General features: G+C 61.5%; 14 protein-coding genes. 1 reads left to right on the top strand and 13 read right to left on the bottom strand.

What is annotated here, in order from left to right:
• Positions 1-142 precede the first annotated feature (142 nt).
• Positions 143-1,783: an EAL domain-containing protein gene (locus ACB032_RS04510; protein WP_371137450.1), complete on the top strand. Its 1,641-nt coding sequence runs from the start codon at positions 143-145 to the stop codon at positions 1,781-1,783.
• On the opposite strand, the gene ACB032_RS04505 is transcribed toward ACB032_RS04510, so the two are convergent.
• The 13 genes from ACB032_RS04505 to ACB032_RS04445 form a co-directional block, all read right to left on the bottom strand.
• The gene (locus ACB032_RS04505) at positions 1,746-2,240 is read right to left on the bottom strand and encodes a hypothetical protein (protein WP_017408190.1); all 495 of its coding nucleotides are present in this window, start codon (positions 2,238-2,240) and stop codon (positions 1,746-1,748) included. The genes ACB032_RS04510 and ACB032_RS04505 overlap by 38 nt on opposite strands.
• Positions 2,241-2,408: 168 nt before the next feature.
• On the bottom strand, positions 2,409-2,771 hold the full coding sequence (locus ACB032_RS04500; RefSeq protein WP_010674427.1) for a DUF2750 domain-containing protein: 363 nt from the start codon (positions 2,769-2,771) through the stop codon (positions 2,409-2,411).
• A gap of 187 nt (positions 2,772-2,958) precedes the next feature.
• Entirely contained in the window at positions 2,959-4,263 is a 1,305-nt protein-coding gene (locus ACB032_RS04495) for an inosine/guanosine kinase (RefSeq protein WP_011706316.1), read from the bottom strand.
• 179 nt (positions 4,264-4,442) lie between these two features.
• Positions 4,443-4,835: an MAPEG family protein gene (locus ACB032_RS04490; RefSeq protein ID WP_011706317.1), complete on the bottom strand. Its 393-nt coding sequence runs from the start codon at positions 4,833-4,835 to the stop codon at positions 4,443-4,445.
• Positions 4,836-4,907: 72 nt separating this feature from the next.
• Positions 4,908-5,882 carry a ferrochelatase gene (hemH, locus tag ACB032_RS04485; protein ID WP_026080103.1) on the bottom strand — a complete coding sequence of 325 codons (975 nt, stop codon included), beginning with the start codon at positions 5,880-5,882 and terminating at the stop codon, positions 4,908-4,910.
• Positions 5,883-5,996: 114 nt separating this feature from the next.
• Entirely contained in the window at positions 5,997-6,641 is a 645-nt protein-coding gene (gene adk, locus ACB032_RS04480) for an adenylate kinase (RefSeq protein ID WP_011706319.1), read from the bottom strand.
• A gap of 254 nt (positions 6,642-6,895) precedes the next feature.
• Complete coding sequence (htpG, locus tag ACB032_RS04475; protein WP_029300565.1) at positions 6,896-8,809, bottom strand: molecular chaperone HtpG; 1,914 nt, start codon at positions 8,807-8,809, stop codon at positions 6,896-6,898.
• Between the two features lie 210 nt (positions 8,810-9,019).
• Positions 9,020-9,622 carry a recombination mediator RecR gene (gene recR / locus ACB032_RS04470; protein ID WP_010633741.1) on the bottom strand — a complete coding sequence of 201 codons (603 nt, stop codon included), beginning with the start codon at positions 9,620-9,622 and terminating at the stop codon, positions 9,020-9,022.
• 125 nt (positions 9,623-9,747) lie between these two features.
• Positions 9,748-10,605: a formate dehydrogenase accessory sulfurtransferase FdhD gene (gene fdhD, locus ACB032_RS04465; protein WP_371137449.1), complete on the bottom strand. Its 858-nt coding sequence runs from the start codon at positions 10,603-10,605 to the stop codon at positions 9,748-9,750.
• An 11-nt stretch (positions 10,606-10,616) separates the two neighbouring features.
• Positions 10,617-12,746 (bottom strand): sigma 54-interacting transcriptional regulator, encoded by a 2,130-nt coding sequence (locus ACB032_RS04460; protein ID WP_371137448.1) that lies wholly within the window; start codon positions 12,744-12,746, stop codon positions 10,617-10,619.
• 354 nt (positions 12,747-13,100) lie between these two features.
• Complete coding sequence (locus ACB032_RS04455; RefSeq protein WP_005301849.1) at positions 13,101-13,499, bottom strand: hypothetical protein; 399 nt, start codon at positions 13,497-13,499, stop codon at positions 13,101-13,103.
• An 81-nt stretch (positions 13,500-13,580) separates the two neighbouring features.
• Positions 13,581-15,725, bottom strand: a complete 2,145-nt coding sequence (gene fdhF, locus ACB032_RS04450) for a formate dehydrogenase subunit alpha (RefSeq protein ID WP_371137447.1) — start codon at positions 15,723-15,725, stop codon at positions 13,581-13,583.
• Between the two features lie 46 nt (positions 15,726-15,771).
• On the bottom strand, positions 15,772-16,371 hold the full coding sequence (locus ACB032_RS04445; protein WP_005301859.1) for a 4Fe-4S binding protein: 600 nt from the start codon (positions 16,369-16,371) through the stop codon (positions 15,772-15,774).
• Positions 16,372-16,755: the final 384 nt, after the last annotated feature.

The following is a 16,755-nucleotide window of genomic DNA, read 5'->3' as shown; positions in this document are numbered from 1 at the left end:
GTTTCCGGCGCCATGAAAGTGGTTTCACTCACATTTAACTGATTTCAATTGGCCCTTTTCCAGGAGTTGAGCGGGATCTCATGCTTTGCGGCGCGAGCTTGGTTAGAATTTCAACATCAACGACATCATCAAGGATGACACCATGTTGAACAAGCTCGGGAGCAACCAGCTGCTGGTGATCGCTCTCCTCTGTGCTCCCCTGCTGCTGTTGCAGGGGCTCTTGCTCGCCTTCACCAGCACGCTGCTGACCCTGCTTATCATCCTCGCCACCAGCCTGCTCGGCTTTGGCTTGCTGAGCATGCTGACCCTGCGCCTCCAGCAGGTGGAGCGCAGTCACCAGGAGCAGGTGTGGTGCCGGGCACTGCAACTGCGTGACCCCACCTGTCTGACCACCCCCGAGGCCCAGGCCGCCCTGCAGCAGCTGCTCGCCCACTTCAACGAGGCCGAGCGCGACGCCCACCGCCAGATCAGCGAACTGCACAACCAGGCGACCCAGGACGAGTTGACCCAGCTGCAAAACCGCCACGCCTTTCGCCGCGACATGACCGAGCTGCTGCAGCGGGATCAGGATACCCAGACCGCGACTCTGGTGCTGATCCGCGCCACCGAGCTTGGCAAGCTCAACGCCCAGCGCGGCTTTCAGTCGGGGGATGCCTACATCAAGGATATCGCCAATATCATCACCAGGGTGGTGAGCCGCTTCCCCGGCCATCAGGTCTATCGCATCTCGGGGGCCGACTTCGCGGTGCTGGTGCAACCGGTCGCCAATATCCCGCCCCCCCTGCTCGGGCGGGATCTGAAGATCGCCTTCGATCACTATCAGCAGCAGCATGAACTGGAGAGCGCCGCCTACTCCGGGCTGACCCGGCTCAGCAGCGGCCAGAAGATCGAGGCCATTCTGGCCAGGGCGGATCTGGCGCTGGCCCGTGCCCAGACCGAGACGGTCAACGGCTGGGCCATCCAGCAGGATGACAGCGTGGTGGAGCTGCAGGGGCAGCATCACTGGAAGCTGGTACTGACCGAGTTGCTGGAACAGGAGCGGATCAGCTTCACCTACCAGCCGATCCAGCCGATGCACCGCAGCATGCTGGCCTACAACGAGATCTACACCCGTTTCAGCAGTGCCGACGGCACTGTGCTGCCCACCGACACCCTGTTCGCCATGGCCCAGCGGCTGGACATGGTGATGCGGCTGGAACAGATGCTGGTGACCCACGTCATGCGCCAGTACCGGGCCTTTGGCTCGAATCAGAGTCGCTGGGGCATCAACCTCTCCAGCAACCTGCTGCAAAACAGCGCCTTTCTGATCTGGCTGGACCGACAGCTGCTCAACGACCCCAACACCAGCGCCAACCTGGTGTTCGAACTGGATGAAGAACATCTGGAGCGCAACCTGACCGGAGCCAAGCGGGTGTTCGAGCTGCTCAGGCGCAACGGCAGTCGCTCCGCCATCTGCAACTTCGGCAAGGGGATAGGGTCATTCAACCTGTTTCGCGAGCTCAAGCCCGACTACATCAAGCTGGATCCCGCCCTCATCACCGGGCTGGAGCAGGATCTGACCAACCAGCAGTTCGTGCGGATGATCGTCGACGTGTCACACCGGATGGGTTGTCAGGTGATTGCGGAAGGGGTGGAGCAGCTGGGTCAGAAGCAGCTGCTGCAGGGCATGTATGTGGACGGGCTGCAGGGCTATCTCATCGCCAAGCCCCAGCAGTTGCGGCCGGATATCAGCCAGCTCGGGCTGTTTACTGAGGATGCTTCAACTTCAACAGAGTCAGAATGATGTCGTTGAGCTGGCGATAACGCTCCAGCTCCTTCTGATCGTAACGGGTCGCCAGGGTGGTGGGATTGTGGCGATTCTTGAGGTAACGGTTGATCTGCAGCCGGTTGAAACCGGCCACCTGATAAACCTGCCCCAGCAGGGCATTGAGCTCTTCGTGTTCAAGACCGGCCTTGGCGAGGTAATCCTCCTGGGCCGGGCTCTCCAGCTGGCAGCTCTGCTTGGCGATGCGGCCGGTCTCCTGCAGATAGCTGAGCCACTGCTCCAGGTAGAGCGGCTTGCAGCCCGCCAGCAGATTGAAGAAACCCACCGCATCGCAGCGGCAGTCGGTCAGCAGCAGCACCGCCAGTTGATCGTCATCACAGCGGAAGGTGACGGGGCCGCTCTGCCCCCAGTCCAGCGCCTGAACCCGGATCTCGGCTCGCGCCCCTGCAACGCCGGTGACGTCGAATACAAACATGGCTCCTCCCGCTCGGCAAAAGGTTGATGATGGACCATCCCTCTGGCGGGTGCAAAGCCAAATCGCCTTTTCATTCAGTATTCTGCAAGCCGGCCATAAAAAAACCGACATCCTCGCGGATATCGGTTCTCGTCAGACGGGCCAAGACCCGGCTCAATGCAGTGTGGTTCAGGCGTCCAGTTCCACCAGCGCCTTGGCCAGCTCGATGGGTTCGAGCTCCTGCCCTTCCAGATCGGCGTTCCAGTTCGGGCCGACCAGCACGTCGTCTTCGTCCAGATCGTTGATCCAGATGTCGAGAAACTCTTCCAGCTCGATCACTTCCGGCTCGTAATCGGCCCACTCGTCCACGCAGTGCAGGCGGGCATCCCCTTCGGCAGACCAGAGCGGCATCACGTCGGCATCTTCGAACTCGGCAGAGCGGCAGACGACCCAGTCTTCACCGTAACGCAAGCCCCATACCTGACCCGACTCGCGGACTTCTTCGATGAACAGTTGGAAATTGGCGTCAAGATTGTCAGTTAACTTACTCATGGGGCTCTCTCTCTATCGGGTGCTGCGGCCACGGCAGTGCCGAGTGGCAATGCGGTGGCCAAATGGTGTCGCAAAAGTGACATGGACTCAAGCATCTTGGGGTTTATCACACAAAAAACTGCCTACGGCCGGGTTTTACCTGACAAAACGCCTCCCGAAGGAGGCGTTTTCAGCGCAAGGGGCGGGATCAACGCTCCCAGTACACTTCTTCCAGGCTGTCTTCCTTCTCCGGCAGACCGCGCGACAGGCGCGGGCTGCTCTGGGCCAGCACCTCGTAGCTCACCCGGTTGGCGTACTTGCACACCTGGGAGAGCGAGGAGTAGGTGAGGAACTCGGCCACGTGCTTGGCGGAGTTGGGTACGGCGCTGCGGTGATAGGCGTTGGCCACCATATCGTGCAGCACGGCGGAGAGTGCCCCGTCCCCTGCCCCGTTGGTGTTCTTGATCTTCTCCGGCCCGCCCATGTAGGGAGAGATGTGGGAGTAGATGCGCTTGGGCACGCGGCAGCCACTGCGAGTCATGGGGCGGCTGAACTCGTACATGTTGAACTCGGGGATGACACCGGGCAGCAGCGGCAGCGTGGTTTCGCGCTTGAAGTCCTCTTCGGTGTAGGCAGCCATGTAGAGCCCCACCGGCCCTGCGGTACAGAGCACCATGTCGGCCCAGTCCAGCGCCTTGTCGGCGGCAGCCAGCGGATCGGAGAAGCCGGTCAGGGCTTCGCCCTCCTCCTCATTCATGGCCAGCACGGTGACGTTCTCGCTGATGAAATCGCGCCACCACTGGGGGTCGGACTCGATGACGAAGCGGGTACCCAGGGTCAGCACCACCGGCACGCCGGCCTCGCGGGCATAACGCACCGCAGTCATGGCCGCGTCCTTCATCGGGGTGCCATCTTCACCGCGCACCAGATAGGCGGTGATGACCAGGGCGGAGGACTCCTTGATGATGGTCTCGGGGATGTGGGCCACATCCAGATGGTCCATCTTGCCGGCGTTGATGCCGAAGCTGCGCTCGCCCCCTTCGGTGATGAAGGTGAAGCAGCGGCCGACCGGGCCATCTACCGGTTGCAGGTAGTCGAGGTTGACCCGTGACGAGGTGTTGCACAGGTAACGGTAGGCGTAGCTGCCGATGCGGATGTCCTGGCTCATGACGCCGAGCAGGATGGAGTGGGAGTCCGCCAGCACCGAGTAGTTGTGCATGGTGTTGCCGATGGTGCCGCCGGCAAACTCGCTCACCACCATGTTGTTGCTCTTGAGCTCGTCGTAGATCTGCTCGGCCACGTCGTCGGAGATGAGCATGGAGTGGCCGCGGCTCAGGCCGTACCGCTCGAGAAATGCCAGATCAACATGCGCTTCGATGTCGACCAGTGTCTGGTCAATCCCGACCACATAGGCCTTGCCCCGCTCCGCAAGCACCGCGCTCTGGGAGATGAGGGGATCACGACGATCCACTGGAAAGTAGTGTTTGGACTTGCGCTGACCGGGAAATTTCATGGCAATGTTCTTGTGCTCTGGGGGAAAGAGGGGCGGGATTTTAACACAATCCGCCGCGCCGAAAAGTCGCCTGATTAAAATATGAAGTCAGTATAGACACGGGCTGCAGAGGAAAACGTTTACCAAAACCCATCAAAAAAACCACCTCGCAAGGAGGTGGTTTTTGCAGCGGACAAGACTCAGCCGGCGGCGAGCCCCTGTGCCAGCGCCAGCACCGAGAAGAGCCCCAGCGCCAACCAGAACAGCAGGGTGCCGACCAGCCTCGGCAGGTTGGGCGCCTTGGGGATCTGGATGCCGATGGCATGCAGGATGCGCCCCACCAGCAGCGCCAGACCGCCGGCATGGAGCCAGAATGCCCCAACGCCCGCCAGCTCGCACAGCGCCATCAGCAGCAGGGTGAGCGGCACGTACTCGGCAAAGTTGCCGTGGGCCCGGATGGCGGCGCGCATCTCCGGCGCCTCCCCTTCCCCTATCATCACCTTGAACTGGGCCCGGCGCTTGACCACCCAGAAGGAGAGCAAGAGGAACAGCAGCCCCAAGAGGCCGGCGTAAATCAGGGTGATATGCATCATGGTGAAACTCCTTCTCCTTGGATAGCGAACGGCTGGCAGCCGGTGCCATGGGCGGCACCGGCTGTATGTCTGTCAGGCCAGCTCGCGGCAGATCAGCGACACCATCATGCGGATGTGGGCCTGATCGCTGTTGAGGGCCGGAATGTATTCAAACTGCTCGCCACCGGCGGCCATGAAGATCTCCCGGTTCTGCACCTGGATCTCCTCCAGGGTTTCGAGGCAGTCAGCCGCAAAGGCGGGGCAGATCACGTCAAGCCGCTTGATCCCGGTTGCCGGCAGGCCGCCGATGGTCACGTCGGTGTAGGGCTTGAGCCACTCCTCCTTGCCAAAGCGGGACTGGAAGCTGGCGGTCCACTGGCTGGCCTCCAGCCCGAGCGCCTCGGCCAGCAGGGCGGCGGTGCGCCGGCACTGGTGACCATAGGGATCCCCTTCCCGCTCGTAGCGCTCGGGAATGCCATGGAACGACATCAGCAGGTGCTCGCCCTGGCCGTGCTGTTCCCAGTGGCGGCGCACGCTCATGGCCAGCGCCTGGATATATTCGGGGTGAGCATGGTAATCACGAATGAGCCGCACCACCGGCAGGTTGCGCTCTTTTTTCATCGCCTTGGCCCAGCCATCGAACACCGAGGCGGTGGTGCTGACCGAATACTGGGGATAGAGCGGCAACAGGATCACCCGGTTGACTCCCTTGGCCTTGAGTGCCTGCCAGCCCTCATCCAGCGAAGGGGAGCCGTAGGTCATCGCCAGCTCCACCGGCACCTCGACCCCTTCGCGCTTGAGCTCCTGCTCCAGCGCCGCGCGCTGCTGCTTGCTTATCACCATCAGCGGTGAGCCCTGCTCGGTCCACACCTGCTGATAGAGCTTGGCCACCTTGGGAGAGCGGGTCGGCAGGATGATGAAGTGGAGCAGAGGACACCAGAGGTAGCGCGGCAGGTCGACGACCCGCTGATCGTGCAGAAACTGGCTGAGAAACGCCTTGACGGCGGCCGTGGTGGGCGCGGCTGGGGTACCCAGATTGACCAGCAAGATCCCGGTTTTCGTGGTCACGTATGCTTCCTGTCGTTCTGTTGTTATGTCTGAATGCAAGAAAGGGCCCATGCCGGGCCCTTGTCTCACTGGCACATTGCCGCTGGCCCCTTGGGGACGATGGCAATGGCGGGCTTAGCCCAGGATGGTCGCCAGCTGCTTGCTGACCAGATCCACCGGCTGAGTGCCATCAATCTTGACGTAACGGGTGTTGCCCGCTTCCGCTTCCTTGCCGTAGAAGCCGATGAGCGGAGCGGTCTGCTGATGGTACACATCCAGACGCTTGCGCACAGTGGTCTCTTCGTCGTCGGCACGGATCACCAGATCTTCACCGGTCACGTCGTCCTTGCCTTCCACTTTCGGCGGGTTGAACACCACGTGGTAGGTACGGCCGGAGCCGGAGTGAACGCGACGACCGCTCATGCGCTTGACGATCTCTTCGTCCGGCACGTCGAACTCCAGCACGAAGTCCACGGCAACACCGGCGTCCTTCATGGCTTGCGCCTGGGGAATGGTGCGCGGGAAACCGTCCAGCAGGAAGCCGTTGGCGCAATCCGGTTGGGCAATACGCTCTTTGACCAGGCCGATGATGATGTCGTCAGAGACGAGCTGACCTGCGTCCATCACGGCTTTGGCCTTGAGGCCCAGCTCGGTGCCCGCCTTGATCGCGGCACGCAGCATGTCGCCGGTGGAGATCTGCGGAATACCGTGTTTTTCCATGATGAACTGAGCCTGAGTACCCTTGCCGGCACCCGGAGCCCCCAACAGAACAATGCGCATACACGCTCCTATTGATTGGTTATTCAATTCTTGAGAAGGCAAAAAACTACACGGTTTCGCCCATTTTCACAAGCTTGCCCCGTGTGAGTGGCTTATTTTTCACCATCTTTCCGACATGGCAATACGACCATTGGCGCAGATCCGTGTACGAAAAATGAGTGAAAATGCAGCAGCGCTGCACGCAACTGGCGCCCGCCCCAAACGGGGCAGGCGCCAGAAAAGAAAGAGCCCACTGCACGCAGTGGGCCCAAACATCATGCCTGGAGTAACAGACGGTTGATACGGGAGACGAAGCTCGCCGGATCATTGAGCCCGCCCTGCTCGGCCAGCTGGGCCTGTTCGTGCAAGAGGGTGACCCACTCGCCGAACAGCGCCTCGTCCTGGATGGTATCGAGCTTCTTCACCAGGGCGTGATCGGGGTTCAGTTCCAGAATGTACTTCTGCTCCGGCACCGGCTGGCCGGCGGCGCGCATCAGCTTGATCATCTGGGTGCTCATGCCGTGGGCATCGGTGACGATGCAGGACGGTGAGTCGGTCAGACGGTGGGTGACGCGCACCTCTTTTACCGCATCCCCGAGGCTCTGCTTGACCCGCTCCACCAGACCGGCGTTGGCTTTTTCAGCCTCTTCCTGCGCCTGTTTGGAGGCTTCATCTTCCAGATCGCCGAGATCCAGCTCGCCACGGGTGACGGAGACCAGCTGCTTGCCGTCGAACTCGGTCAGGTGGCTCATCAGCCACTCGTCGACCCGCTCCCACATCAGCAGCACTTCGACGCCCTTCTTGCGGAAGATCTCGAGGTGCGGGCTGTTCTTGGCAGCGGCATAAGAGTCGGCGGTGATGTAGTAAATCTTCTGCTGGCCTTCCTTCATGCGGCCAACGTAATCCTCCAGCGACACGGTCTGGGCTTCGCCCTCGCCGGCGGTGCTGGCAAAGCGCAAGAGCTTGGCGATCTCTTCGCGGTTGGCGTAATCCTCGGCCGGGCCTTCTTTGAGCACATTGCCGAACTCGCTCCAGAACTTGGCGTACTTCTCGGCATCATCCTTGGCCAGCTTGGCGAGCATGGTCAGCACGCGCTTGGAGCAGGCCTTGCGCAGGGAGACGGTCACCTTGTTGTCTTGCAGGATTTCACGGCTGACGTTGAGCGGCAGATCGTTGGAGTCCAGCACTCCTTTGACAAAGCGCAGGTAAGCCGGCATGAACTGCTCGGCGTCGTCCATGATGAAGACGCGCTGTACGTAGAGCTTCAGGCCGTGTTTCTGATCCCGGTTGTAGAGATCAAACGGGGCGCGGGCCGGCACGTAGAGCAGGCTGGTGTACTCCTGCGCCCCTTCCACCCGGTTGTGACCCCACAAGAGCGGATCTTCGAAGTCGTGAGCGACGTGCTTGTAGAACTCCTGATACTCCTCGTCCTTGATCTCTTTCGGGTTGCGAGTCCACAGCGCAGTGGCGCGGTTGACCTGCTCCCACTCGCCCGGGGTGCCGACGATGGTTTCACCGTCTTCTTCCCGATCCGGGGTGCCCTCTTTGAACATCTCCACCGGCACGCTGATGTGGTCGGAATATTTGCTGACCACAGAGCGCAGACGCCAGTCGTCGAGGAATTCGTCCTCTTCGGCGCGCAGGTGCAGGATGACGTCGGTACCGCGGCCCTCCTTGGTCACGTCAGCCACGGTGAAGGAGCCTTCCCCTTCCGATTCCCACTGCACGCCCTGCTCCGGAGCAGTACCGGCGGCGCGGGACACCACGGTTACCTTGTCGGCGACGATGAAGGCGGAGTAGAAGCCCACCCCGAACTGACCGATCAGCTGGGAGTCACGGCCCTGATCACCGGAGAGGTTCTTGAAGAACTCGGCGGTGCCGGACTTGGCGATGGTGCCCAGGTGCTCGATCACCTGATCACGGGTCATACCGATCCCGTTGTCGGAGATGGTCAGGGTCCGATTTTCTTTATCAACCACCAGGCGAACGCGCAACTGGCCGTCGTTTTCGAACAAAGAGGCATCGGAAAGCGCCTTGAAGCGCAGCTTGTCCGCCGCATCGGAGGCGTTGGAAATAAGCTCGCGCAGGAACACTTCTTTGTTGGAGTAGAGGCTGTGGGCCATCAGGCTCAGCAGTTGTTTGACTTCAGTCTGAAACCCGTGGGTTTCGGCATGAACGCTTTGGGTCATCGACACTATCCTCAGGCGATTCGGGTTGAACATATTCCCGATCCAAGATGGGGCCGGCGATCGCCATTTCAAGGGGGACAAAACGTCGAGGCGTGCGAATGGCGATTTTTGCGCCAATCGACCCTGTTACCCAACCAAAAACCCGCCGAGGCGGGTTCTGGTATTGCTGCTGAGTCGCGACGCAGATTCAGCTCAGTAACTGACGCTGACTTAGTTCAAAGGCTGGCGCCCCATCAGGGAGTGGGAGAGCGTGGTGCCATCCACCAGCTCCAGCTCGCCCCCCACCGGCACCCCGTGGGCAATCCGGCTCACCTTGACGCCAGCGGCGCGGGCCATGTCGGCGATGTACCAGGCGGTGGCATCCCCTTCGATGGTGGGGTTGGTGGCCAGAATAAGCTCGCTGATCGCCTCGTCTTTCAACCGTCGCTCCAGGATCTCCAGTCCCAGCTCTTCCGGGCCAATGCCGTCCAGCGGCGAGAGGTGGCCCATCAGCACGAAGTAGCGGCCGGAGAACTGGCCGGTCTGCTCGATGGCGGCCACGTCCGCCGGGCTCTCCACCACGCACAGCAGGCCGTTCTCTTCGCGCTTGGGATTGGCGCAGATCTCGCAACGCTCGTTCTCGGTGAAGGTGCGGCAATGGCTGCAGTGGCCAATCTCGGTCAGGGCGCGAGAGAGCAGCTGGGCCAGCCGCAAGCCGCCGCTGCGCTCACGCTCGAGCAGGGTAAATGCCATGCGCTGGGCCGACTTGGGGCCGACACCCGGCAGCACCTGCAGGGCTTTCATCATCTCATCCAGCAGCGGGCTGAATTTCATGGGCTTGGTATCCTTTGACGCTGTGTCGGCCGCGGCGCCCTGAAGGGCAAGGAGCGCGGCCGAACCTATCTTGTTGGCGCAGGACTATACCCGAGCCAACCCCGAGCGCCAATGGCCTTGTGCCCTCAGCCCTCTGCCGAAACGGGGGATGATGCCGCGCTCGCCAGCAGGATGCGCTGGCGACCGCTGTAGATCTCGGCTCGCCCCGGGCGGCAAAAGCCCACCAGAGTGAGCCCGGCCTGCTCGGCCCGCTCGACCGCGAGCTCGGTGGCAGCCGAGATGGCGAGCAAGATCTCCACCCCGGCGCTGGCGCACTTTTGCACCATCTCGAAGCTGGCGCGGCTGGTCACCAGGATGGCGCCGTCGCGCCGTTGACTTCGCTGCAGGTGCCCCACCAGCTTGTCCAGCGCGATATGGCGTCCCACGTCCTCGCGAATGGCGAGGATGTTGCCCTCGCCGTCCACGTGCACGGCGGCATGGGTCGCCCCCGTGCTCTGCCCCAGCAACTGGAGCGGGCGCAACGCGCTCAGCACTTTGTCGATATGACCCACTGCGAAGCGCTGGCTGTCGGGCAGCCTTGGCTGGGCGCGCACCACCTGTTCCAGGCTCTCGCTGCCGCAGATGCCGCACCCGGTGCGCCCGGCCAGGGTGCGCCGCTTCTCTTTCAGGCGATGGACGCAGCGATTGGCCAGGGTGATGTGCAGCTCGATGCCGCGGCAGGCGCTCTGCTGCTCGATGTCGTGGATATCGAGCAGGCTGTCGATGATCCCCTCGGAGAGCGAGAAGCCGATGGCAAAATCTTCGAGATCAGCGGCCGAGCACATCATCACGCTGTGGGCGATGCCGTTGTAGACCAGCGCCACCGGGGTTTCGCAGGGCAGTTGCATGACACTGTCGGTGGTGACGCCGCGCTGATGGTAATGGACCACCTCGCGGTGAGCGCTGAGCGCCTGCGGGGTGTCGGGGTCGAGTTCAAGCAACATCTGGGGGCCCCTTAGTTGAGGGTGCGGGGATCTTTGGCCGAGATCCCGAGCCGTTTCATTTTCGACAGCAAGGTGGTGCGCTTCATGCCAAGGCGCTGGGCCGCGCCCCGTTCGCCGGCAACGATGCCGTTGCACGCCTTCAACGCCCGGATGATGCTGACCCGCTCATCCTCCCCCTGCGCCTCGTCACTCTGCGGCAAGGCGGGCAGCGGCTCACGGAACAGCTCCCGGGCCGGCTCGTCATAGACCAGGGTCTCTATCTTGTGAAAGCCCTTGAGGGGCAGCAGCTCGTCCGGCGAGAGGTTGAGCACATGGCCACGGGTCATCACCACCGCCCGCTCGATGATGTTTTCGAGCTCGCGGATGTTGCCGTACCAGGGGAGCGACACCAGCATCTTCATGGCGTCGGCCGGGATGGAGGTGATGGTGCGGCGCATCCGCTTGGCGATCTTCTTGATGAAGAAGTTGACCAAGAGCGGAATATCCTCGCGCCGCTCGCGCAGGGGCGGCAGCTCGATGGGAAAGACGTTGAGCCGGTAATAGAGGTCGCTTCTAAAGCGCTTGTTCTTGACCATGGAGAGCAGATCGCAGTTAGTGGCCGCCACCAGCCGCACGTCGATGGCAATGGGATTGCTGTTGCCCACCCGCTCCAGCTCGTGCTCCTGCAAGACCCGCAACAGTTTGGGCTGCAGATCGAGCGGCATGTCCCCCACCTCGTCGAGGAACAGGGTGCCCTTGTGGGCCCGCTCGAAGCGGCCGATACGCTGGGTCAGTGCGCCGGTGAAGGCCCCCTTCTCGTGGCCGAACAGATCGCTCTCGATAAGGCCGGTGGGAATGGCGGCGCAGTTCACCTTGACCATTTCGTGATCGTGGCGGGCACTCAGGGCGTGAATGGCCTGGGCGATCAACTCCTTGCCGGTGCCGGTCTCCCCCAGAATGAGCACGGTGCAGTCGCTCTGGGCCACCAGCTTCACCTTCTCCAGCACCTTCTCCATCACGGCGCTCTGGTAGATGATGTTGGCAAAGTCCCCCTGCGGCGCGGGCCCGTCGACCCGAAGCGTCTTCTCCCTGGCGCCGGTAGTGTTGGAGATCTCCTGCTGCGCCTGCACGTTGTTCATGGCAATCGCCGTGCGCGCCGCCACTTGTTCGAGCAGCGAAATATCGAGATCGGCGAAAAAATCCGCCTGTGGGTGAGAGAGGATCAACACCCCCAGCAGATTGCCCCGATAGCGCAGCGGCAGGATGCAGGAGCTGTCGGCGTCGGGGGGCAGGATCTGGGAGGTGAAACGGCAGCTCGACTGGCAGCCGTGGCCCTGCTCGCGATAGAGGAAGAAGGGCTCGCTGTGGCCGAGCGCCCCCTGCAGGCAGTTCTTCTCAAAACACGAATGATTGATGATGCCGGGCTGTTCGCGCTGCTGTTGATTGACCAGGTAACTCTTGAAGCTGTCGGAGGTGGCGTTGTACTCGGCCAGGCACAGACTGCTGATGCCAACGTGGTGGTGCAGGATGGTGAATAGACTCTGGGGCAACTCGGCGATGCGCACTAACTTAATCACCGCGTTGGTCACGTCCACCAGGATCTTGCAGCTGTCGCGCTCAAGGCGCAGGGAGTTGGCCTGCTCCAGGGTGCGCTCCTTGTCGAGCACGTTCTCCAGCGCAATGGCGACGATGGCCGCCAGCTGGGTCAGCTTGGCCAGGGTCTCCATCGGGAAGGCATTGGCCTCGCGGCTGATGAACTCCACCCCGCCCAAATGGCTGCGGGCAGTGGTGATGGGCAGCTGGCAGTAAGAGTGCAAGCCGTCATAGACAGGGGTGCTCGCCAGCTGTTCGCAGCGGTGGCGAAAGCGGCTCGCCGGCAGCACGATGGCCTGCTCGCGGGAAAAATGGAGATCGGCCTTGCGGCAGATGAGGTGAGCCGGCCCCTGCTCCCCCAGATAGTAGAAGACCGCCTCCTCCCCCGTCCCCAGGTTGAGGATGAGGTTGACCCGATCCACCTGGCGAAAGCAGGGCTGGATCCGGTTCAGCTTCTTGATGAAGTCATCCAGGGTGACGGCAGAGAGCAGGTTCTTAGAGAGGGAGAGAAAGCCGTCATCCCAGATGGGTGAGATGTCGGCCAACGGAATGGCACTCACATTCAGCATTCAGGCCTCGCATTACATCTAGATGGGTACCCTTGCCGGCCAATTGCAGCACGGCAACAACGGTAAACAATGCATCAGCCATCGCAGTCAGATGTTATAATTAATTTTTAAAAACTTAACGCTTAATTATAAAAACTAACATGCACCGAAATAGCATCGCGCAGATTATCGCAGGATGGTTGGCATAATAAGTTAGCCCCATCCCCATTACAACCAAGCCGGCCCTGGCACATATTACAGCTCCGTCAGCGGATATTTCCCGCCACGCCCAGATATGGCGTCACTATCGCCGTCATTCGCCGCATATCGCCGCCAACTGGCCCATCCTCTGCCCCTGTTGCCGCTGTCGCAGGCTCATGAGGAGAGCAGCCGGTAGTTGTGCAGCTTCAACCCGCCGAAGATGAAGGCGGCGGAAAAGAGCTGAAGCCCCAGCAATAACCCACTGATATTGTCAGCTATTTCCACCGACACTACCCGATGGGTGAGGTAGACCCCGAGCCCCAGCACGCCCGCCAGCAGGCAGTTGACCAGGGTGGTGGAGAGAAAGGCGATGAGCCAGGCCGCCTGCACGCTCAATGCCGCCAGCACGGCACTCATGGCGATGCGCGCGGCGATAAAACAGCCGAAGAAGGCAAACCCCAGCAGAAATATCAATTCGTCGTGCCATAGAAAACACCCAATCCCTAACAACATCACCAGCAAATAAGCGGAGACATAAAAGATCCCGAACGAAAGATTTAATTCATTTTTCATGATGGACACCTGCCAGCTGAAAAAAGGATGAGCGGATCCGGGCCCTGTATACAGAGCCTGGATCCACTTTATTAACGACGATTACCCTTTGGCGGCGCTGCGCAATTTCGCCTTGAGCGCGCTGTATTCAGTCTGGACGTACACTTCCGCCCCCGGCTGATCCTCGATACGCTCAATTTTCACTGCGCAGTACTTGTACTCCGGCGTGTAGGAGACGGGGTCCACGTGCTCGATGGTGAGCTCGTTGCAGGCCCCGATCCACCACTGGTAGGTCATGTAGACCACCCCGGCGTTGACCCGCTCGTTGTAGTTGGCCCGGGTGATCACCTTGCCACGGCGCGACGAGATCCAGACCAGCGCCTGATCCTTCACCCCGAGCTTCTTGGCATCGCTCGGGTGGATCTGCACATAGCCAGGCTCATCGGCCAGGGTCTGCAGCGCCGAGCAGTTGCCGGTCATGGAGCGGCAGGAGTAGTGACCCACCTCGCGCACGGTGGAGAGCACCAGCGGGTACTCGGCACAGGGCTGCTCCAGCGGTGGCCGCCACTCGGAGGCAATCAGCTGGCCCTTGCCGCTCGGGGTGGTGAACACATTCCCCTCGAACAGGGTGCTGGTGCCCGGGTGATCCTCGGTCGGACAGGGCCACTGCACGCTCTTGAGATCGGCCATCTTGTCATAGCTGACCCCGGCGTAGAGCGGGCAGAGTCCGCGCAGCTCGTCCCAGATCTGTTCGGTGTCGCGATACTCCATGGGATACCCCATGGCGGTGGCCATCAGCGAGAAGATCGCCCAGTCCGGCTTCACGTTGTCCGGCGGTGTCACCGCCTTGTAGAAGCGCTGGAAGCCGCGATCCGCCGAGCTGTAGACCCCCTCGTGCTCGCCCCAACTGGTGGCGGGCAGAATGACGTCGGCCATCTCGGCAGTCTGGGTCATGAAGATATCCTGCACGATCACCAGCTCCATCCCCGCCAGGGTACGGCGGAACTGACCGAGATCGGCCTCGGTCTGGGCCGGATCTTCCCCGAAGATGTAGAAGGCCTTGCACTTGCCCTCCTCCACCTTGTGGCCAAGCTCGGTCAGGCGATAGCCGGGTTTCTGAGAGAGTGACTCCACGCCCCACGCCTTGGCGAACTTGGCGCTGATGGCGGGATCGGCCACCGACTGATAACCCGGGAACTGGTGCGGCAGCATCCCCATGTCGCAGGTGCCCTGCACGTTGTTCTGACCGCGTACCGGCCCGCAGCCAGTGCCACGGCGACCGAAGTTGCCGGTCAGCAGCGCAATCCCCGCCAGCCCCTTGACCACGTCCACCGCCTGACCGTACTGGGTCACCCCCATGCCCCACAGGATCATGGAAGCAGGCGATGCGGCATAGGTGCGAATGGCGGCGCGGATATCGGCGGCTTTGAGGCCGGTTATCCCCTCCACGTATTCCGGGGTGTACTTGGCGACCGTGGCCTTGAAGGTGTCGAACCCTTCGGTGTAGTTGGCGACGAACGCCTTGTTGTAGAGCCCTTCATTGATCAACACGTTGGCGAAGGCGTTGACCAGCGCCATATTGGAACCGTTTTTGAGCGGCAGCCACTGATCGGCGATGCGGGCGGTCTCCACCATGCGCGGATCACACACAATCACCTTGGCCCCGTTTGCCTTCGCCTTGAGGATATGGCGGGCGACGATGGGGTGAGAGTCAGCAGCGTTGTAACCAAACACCAGCAGGCACTTGGTCTCTTGAATTTCGGGAATGGCGTTGCTCATGGCGCCGTTGCCTACAGTTGTCTCCAGACCGGAGACTGAGGGTGCGTGTCACACCCTCGCGCAGTGGTCGACGTTGTTCGTCCCCAGCACAGCGCGGGCAAATTTCTGCATCACATAGTTGGCTTCATTGCCGGGGCCACGGGCAGAGCCGGTGGTCATGATGGCGTCCGGGCCATACTTCGCCTTGATGGCAGCCAGACGACTGCTGGCGAACTCGATGGCTTCGTCCCAGGAGACGGCTTCGAGCTTGCCACCGCGCTCGCGGCGGATCATCGGGCTCTTGAGACGGGGGGTCAGCAGGTTGGTGTCGTTCAAGAAATCCCAACCGTAATAGCCCTTGAGGCAGAGCTGCCCCTCGTTGGTCCGGCCGTTGGCGCCTTCGGCCCCCACCACCTTGTCGTTTTCAACCAGCAGGTTGATTTTGCAACCGGTGCCGCAATAGGGGCACACGGTAATGACTTTTTTCATGACTCACACTCTTGTTTGTTAACGATAAACGGCTCGGCAAGCCCGCTCACACCCGCGCTGGCATCGCCAGCAGGGCCTCAGCACTGGCCAGCTGCTTCTGCCGGTTCAGGGTGTCAAGGTGGGCCGGCGTGACCAGCCGCAGCGCCTGGGTCGGGCACACCTCGACACAGGCCGGGCCCGCCTCGCGGTGCTGGCAGAGATCGCACTTGAGCGCCTGCGCCTTGGTCTGCGGCCGCTTGAAGAGCGAATCGGCCGTGGGGGCCACCTCTTTCACCACCACCGCCATGGCGCCGTAAGGACAGGCCACCACGCAAGACTTGCAGCCGATGCAGCGCGCCTGCAGCACCTTGACGCAGCCATCTTCGGTGACGATGGCGTTGTTGGGGCAGGCCATGGCGCACGGCTTGTCTTCACACTGGCGGCAGAGCACCGGCGTGGTCACCTTGCTGCCCACGATCACCTTCAGGCGTGGCTGAAAATGGCTGTCCTTGGAGACCAGATGTCCATCCTCGATGGCAAGATGCAGGCCGCCCTCCCGCTCAAGGGTCCCGCTGCAGGACCCTGACTGGTGTGAAACGGCGCAGGCCACCTCACAGGTACGACACCCAATACAGAGACTGGGATCTGCAATCACGAAGCTGTTCATAGAGAGGGATCCTAAATGGTTCGTTACACCCGACCGCCCTCACCCACCTGGCAGGCGACAACACGGTCTGCCCCCACAAAGCATTTATCAGACCAACACCGGCAGATGGCCCGTCATAAAATCACAAGCCAATGAAAATAAAGGAGTAATCTGGATGATGAAGGCGGTATTTGCCGTAACTGACGAGGGTGACGAAGGGGGCCAGCTCCCTGTTCGACATGACAAAAGTGACGAGGTCGACACTGGCTGAGAAGCCCCTGCCCAACCGTGCTACGGAGCAGTTCAAAGGGGATTGGCTCAAGGATGGGGCACGCAAGCAAAGGGGCGAAATTCGGGGAGGCAAGCCAAGAGCCAAAAATGGGATGGGCAGCATACAGAAGCAGC

The sequence above is a fragment of the Aeromonas sp. S5(2024) genome (genome assembly GCF_041403025.1).
GTDB lineage: Bacteria > Pseudomonadota > Gammaproteobacteria > Enterobacterales > Aeromonadaceae > Aeromonas > Aeromonas hydrophila.
Note: the sequence above shows the minus strand (reverse complement) of the source record. Positions and strands in the feature narration are given on the sequence as shown.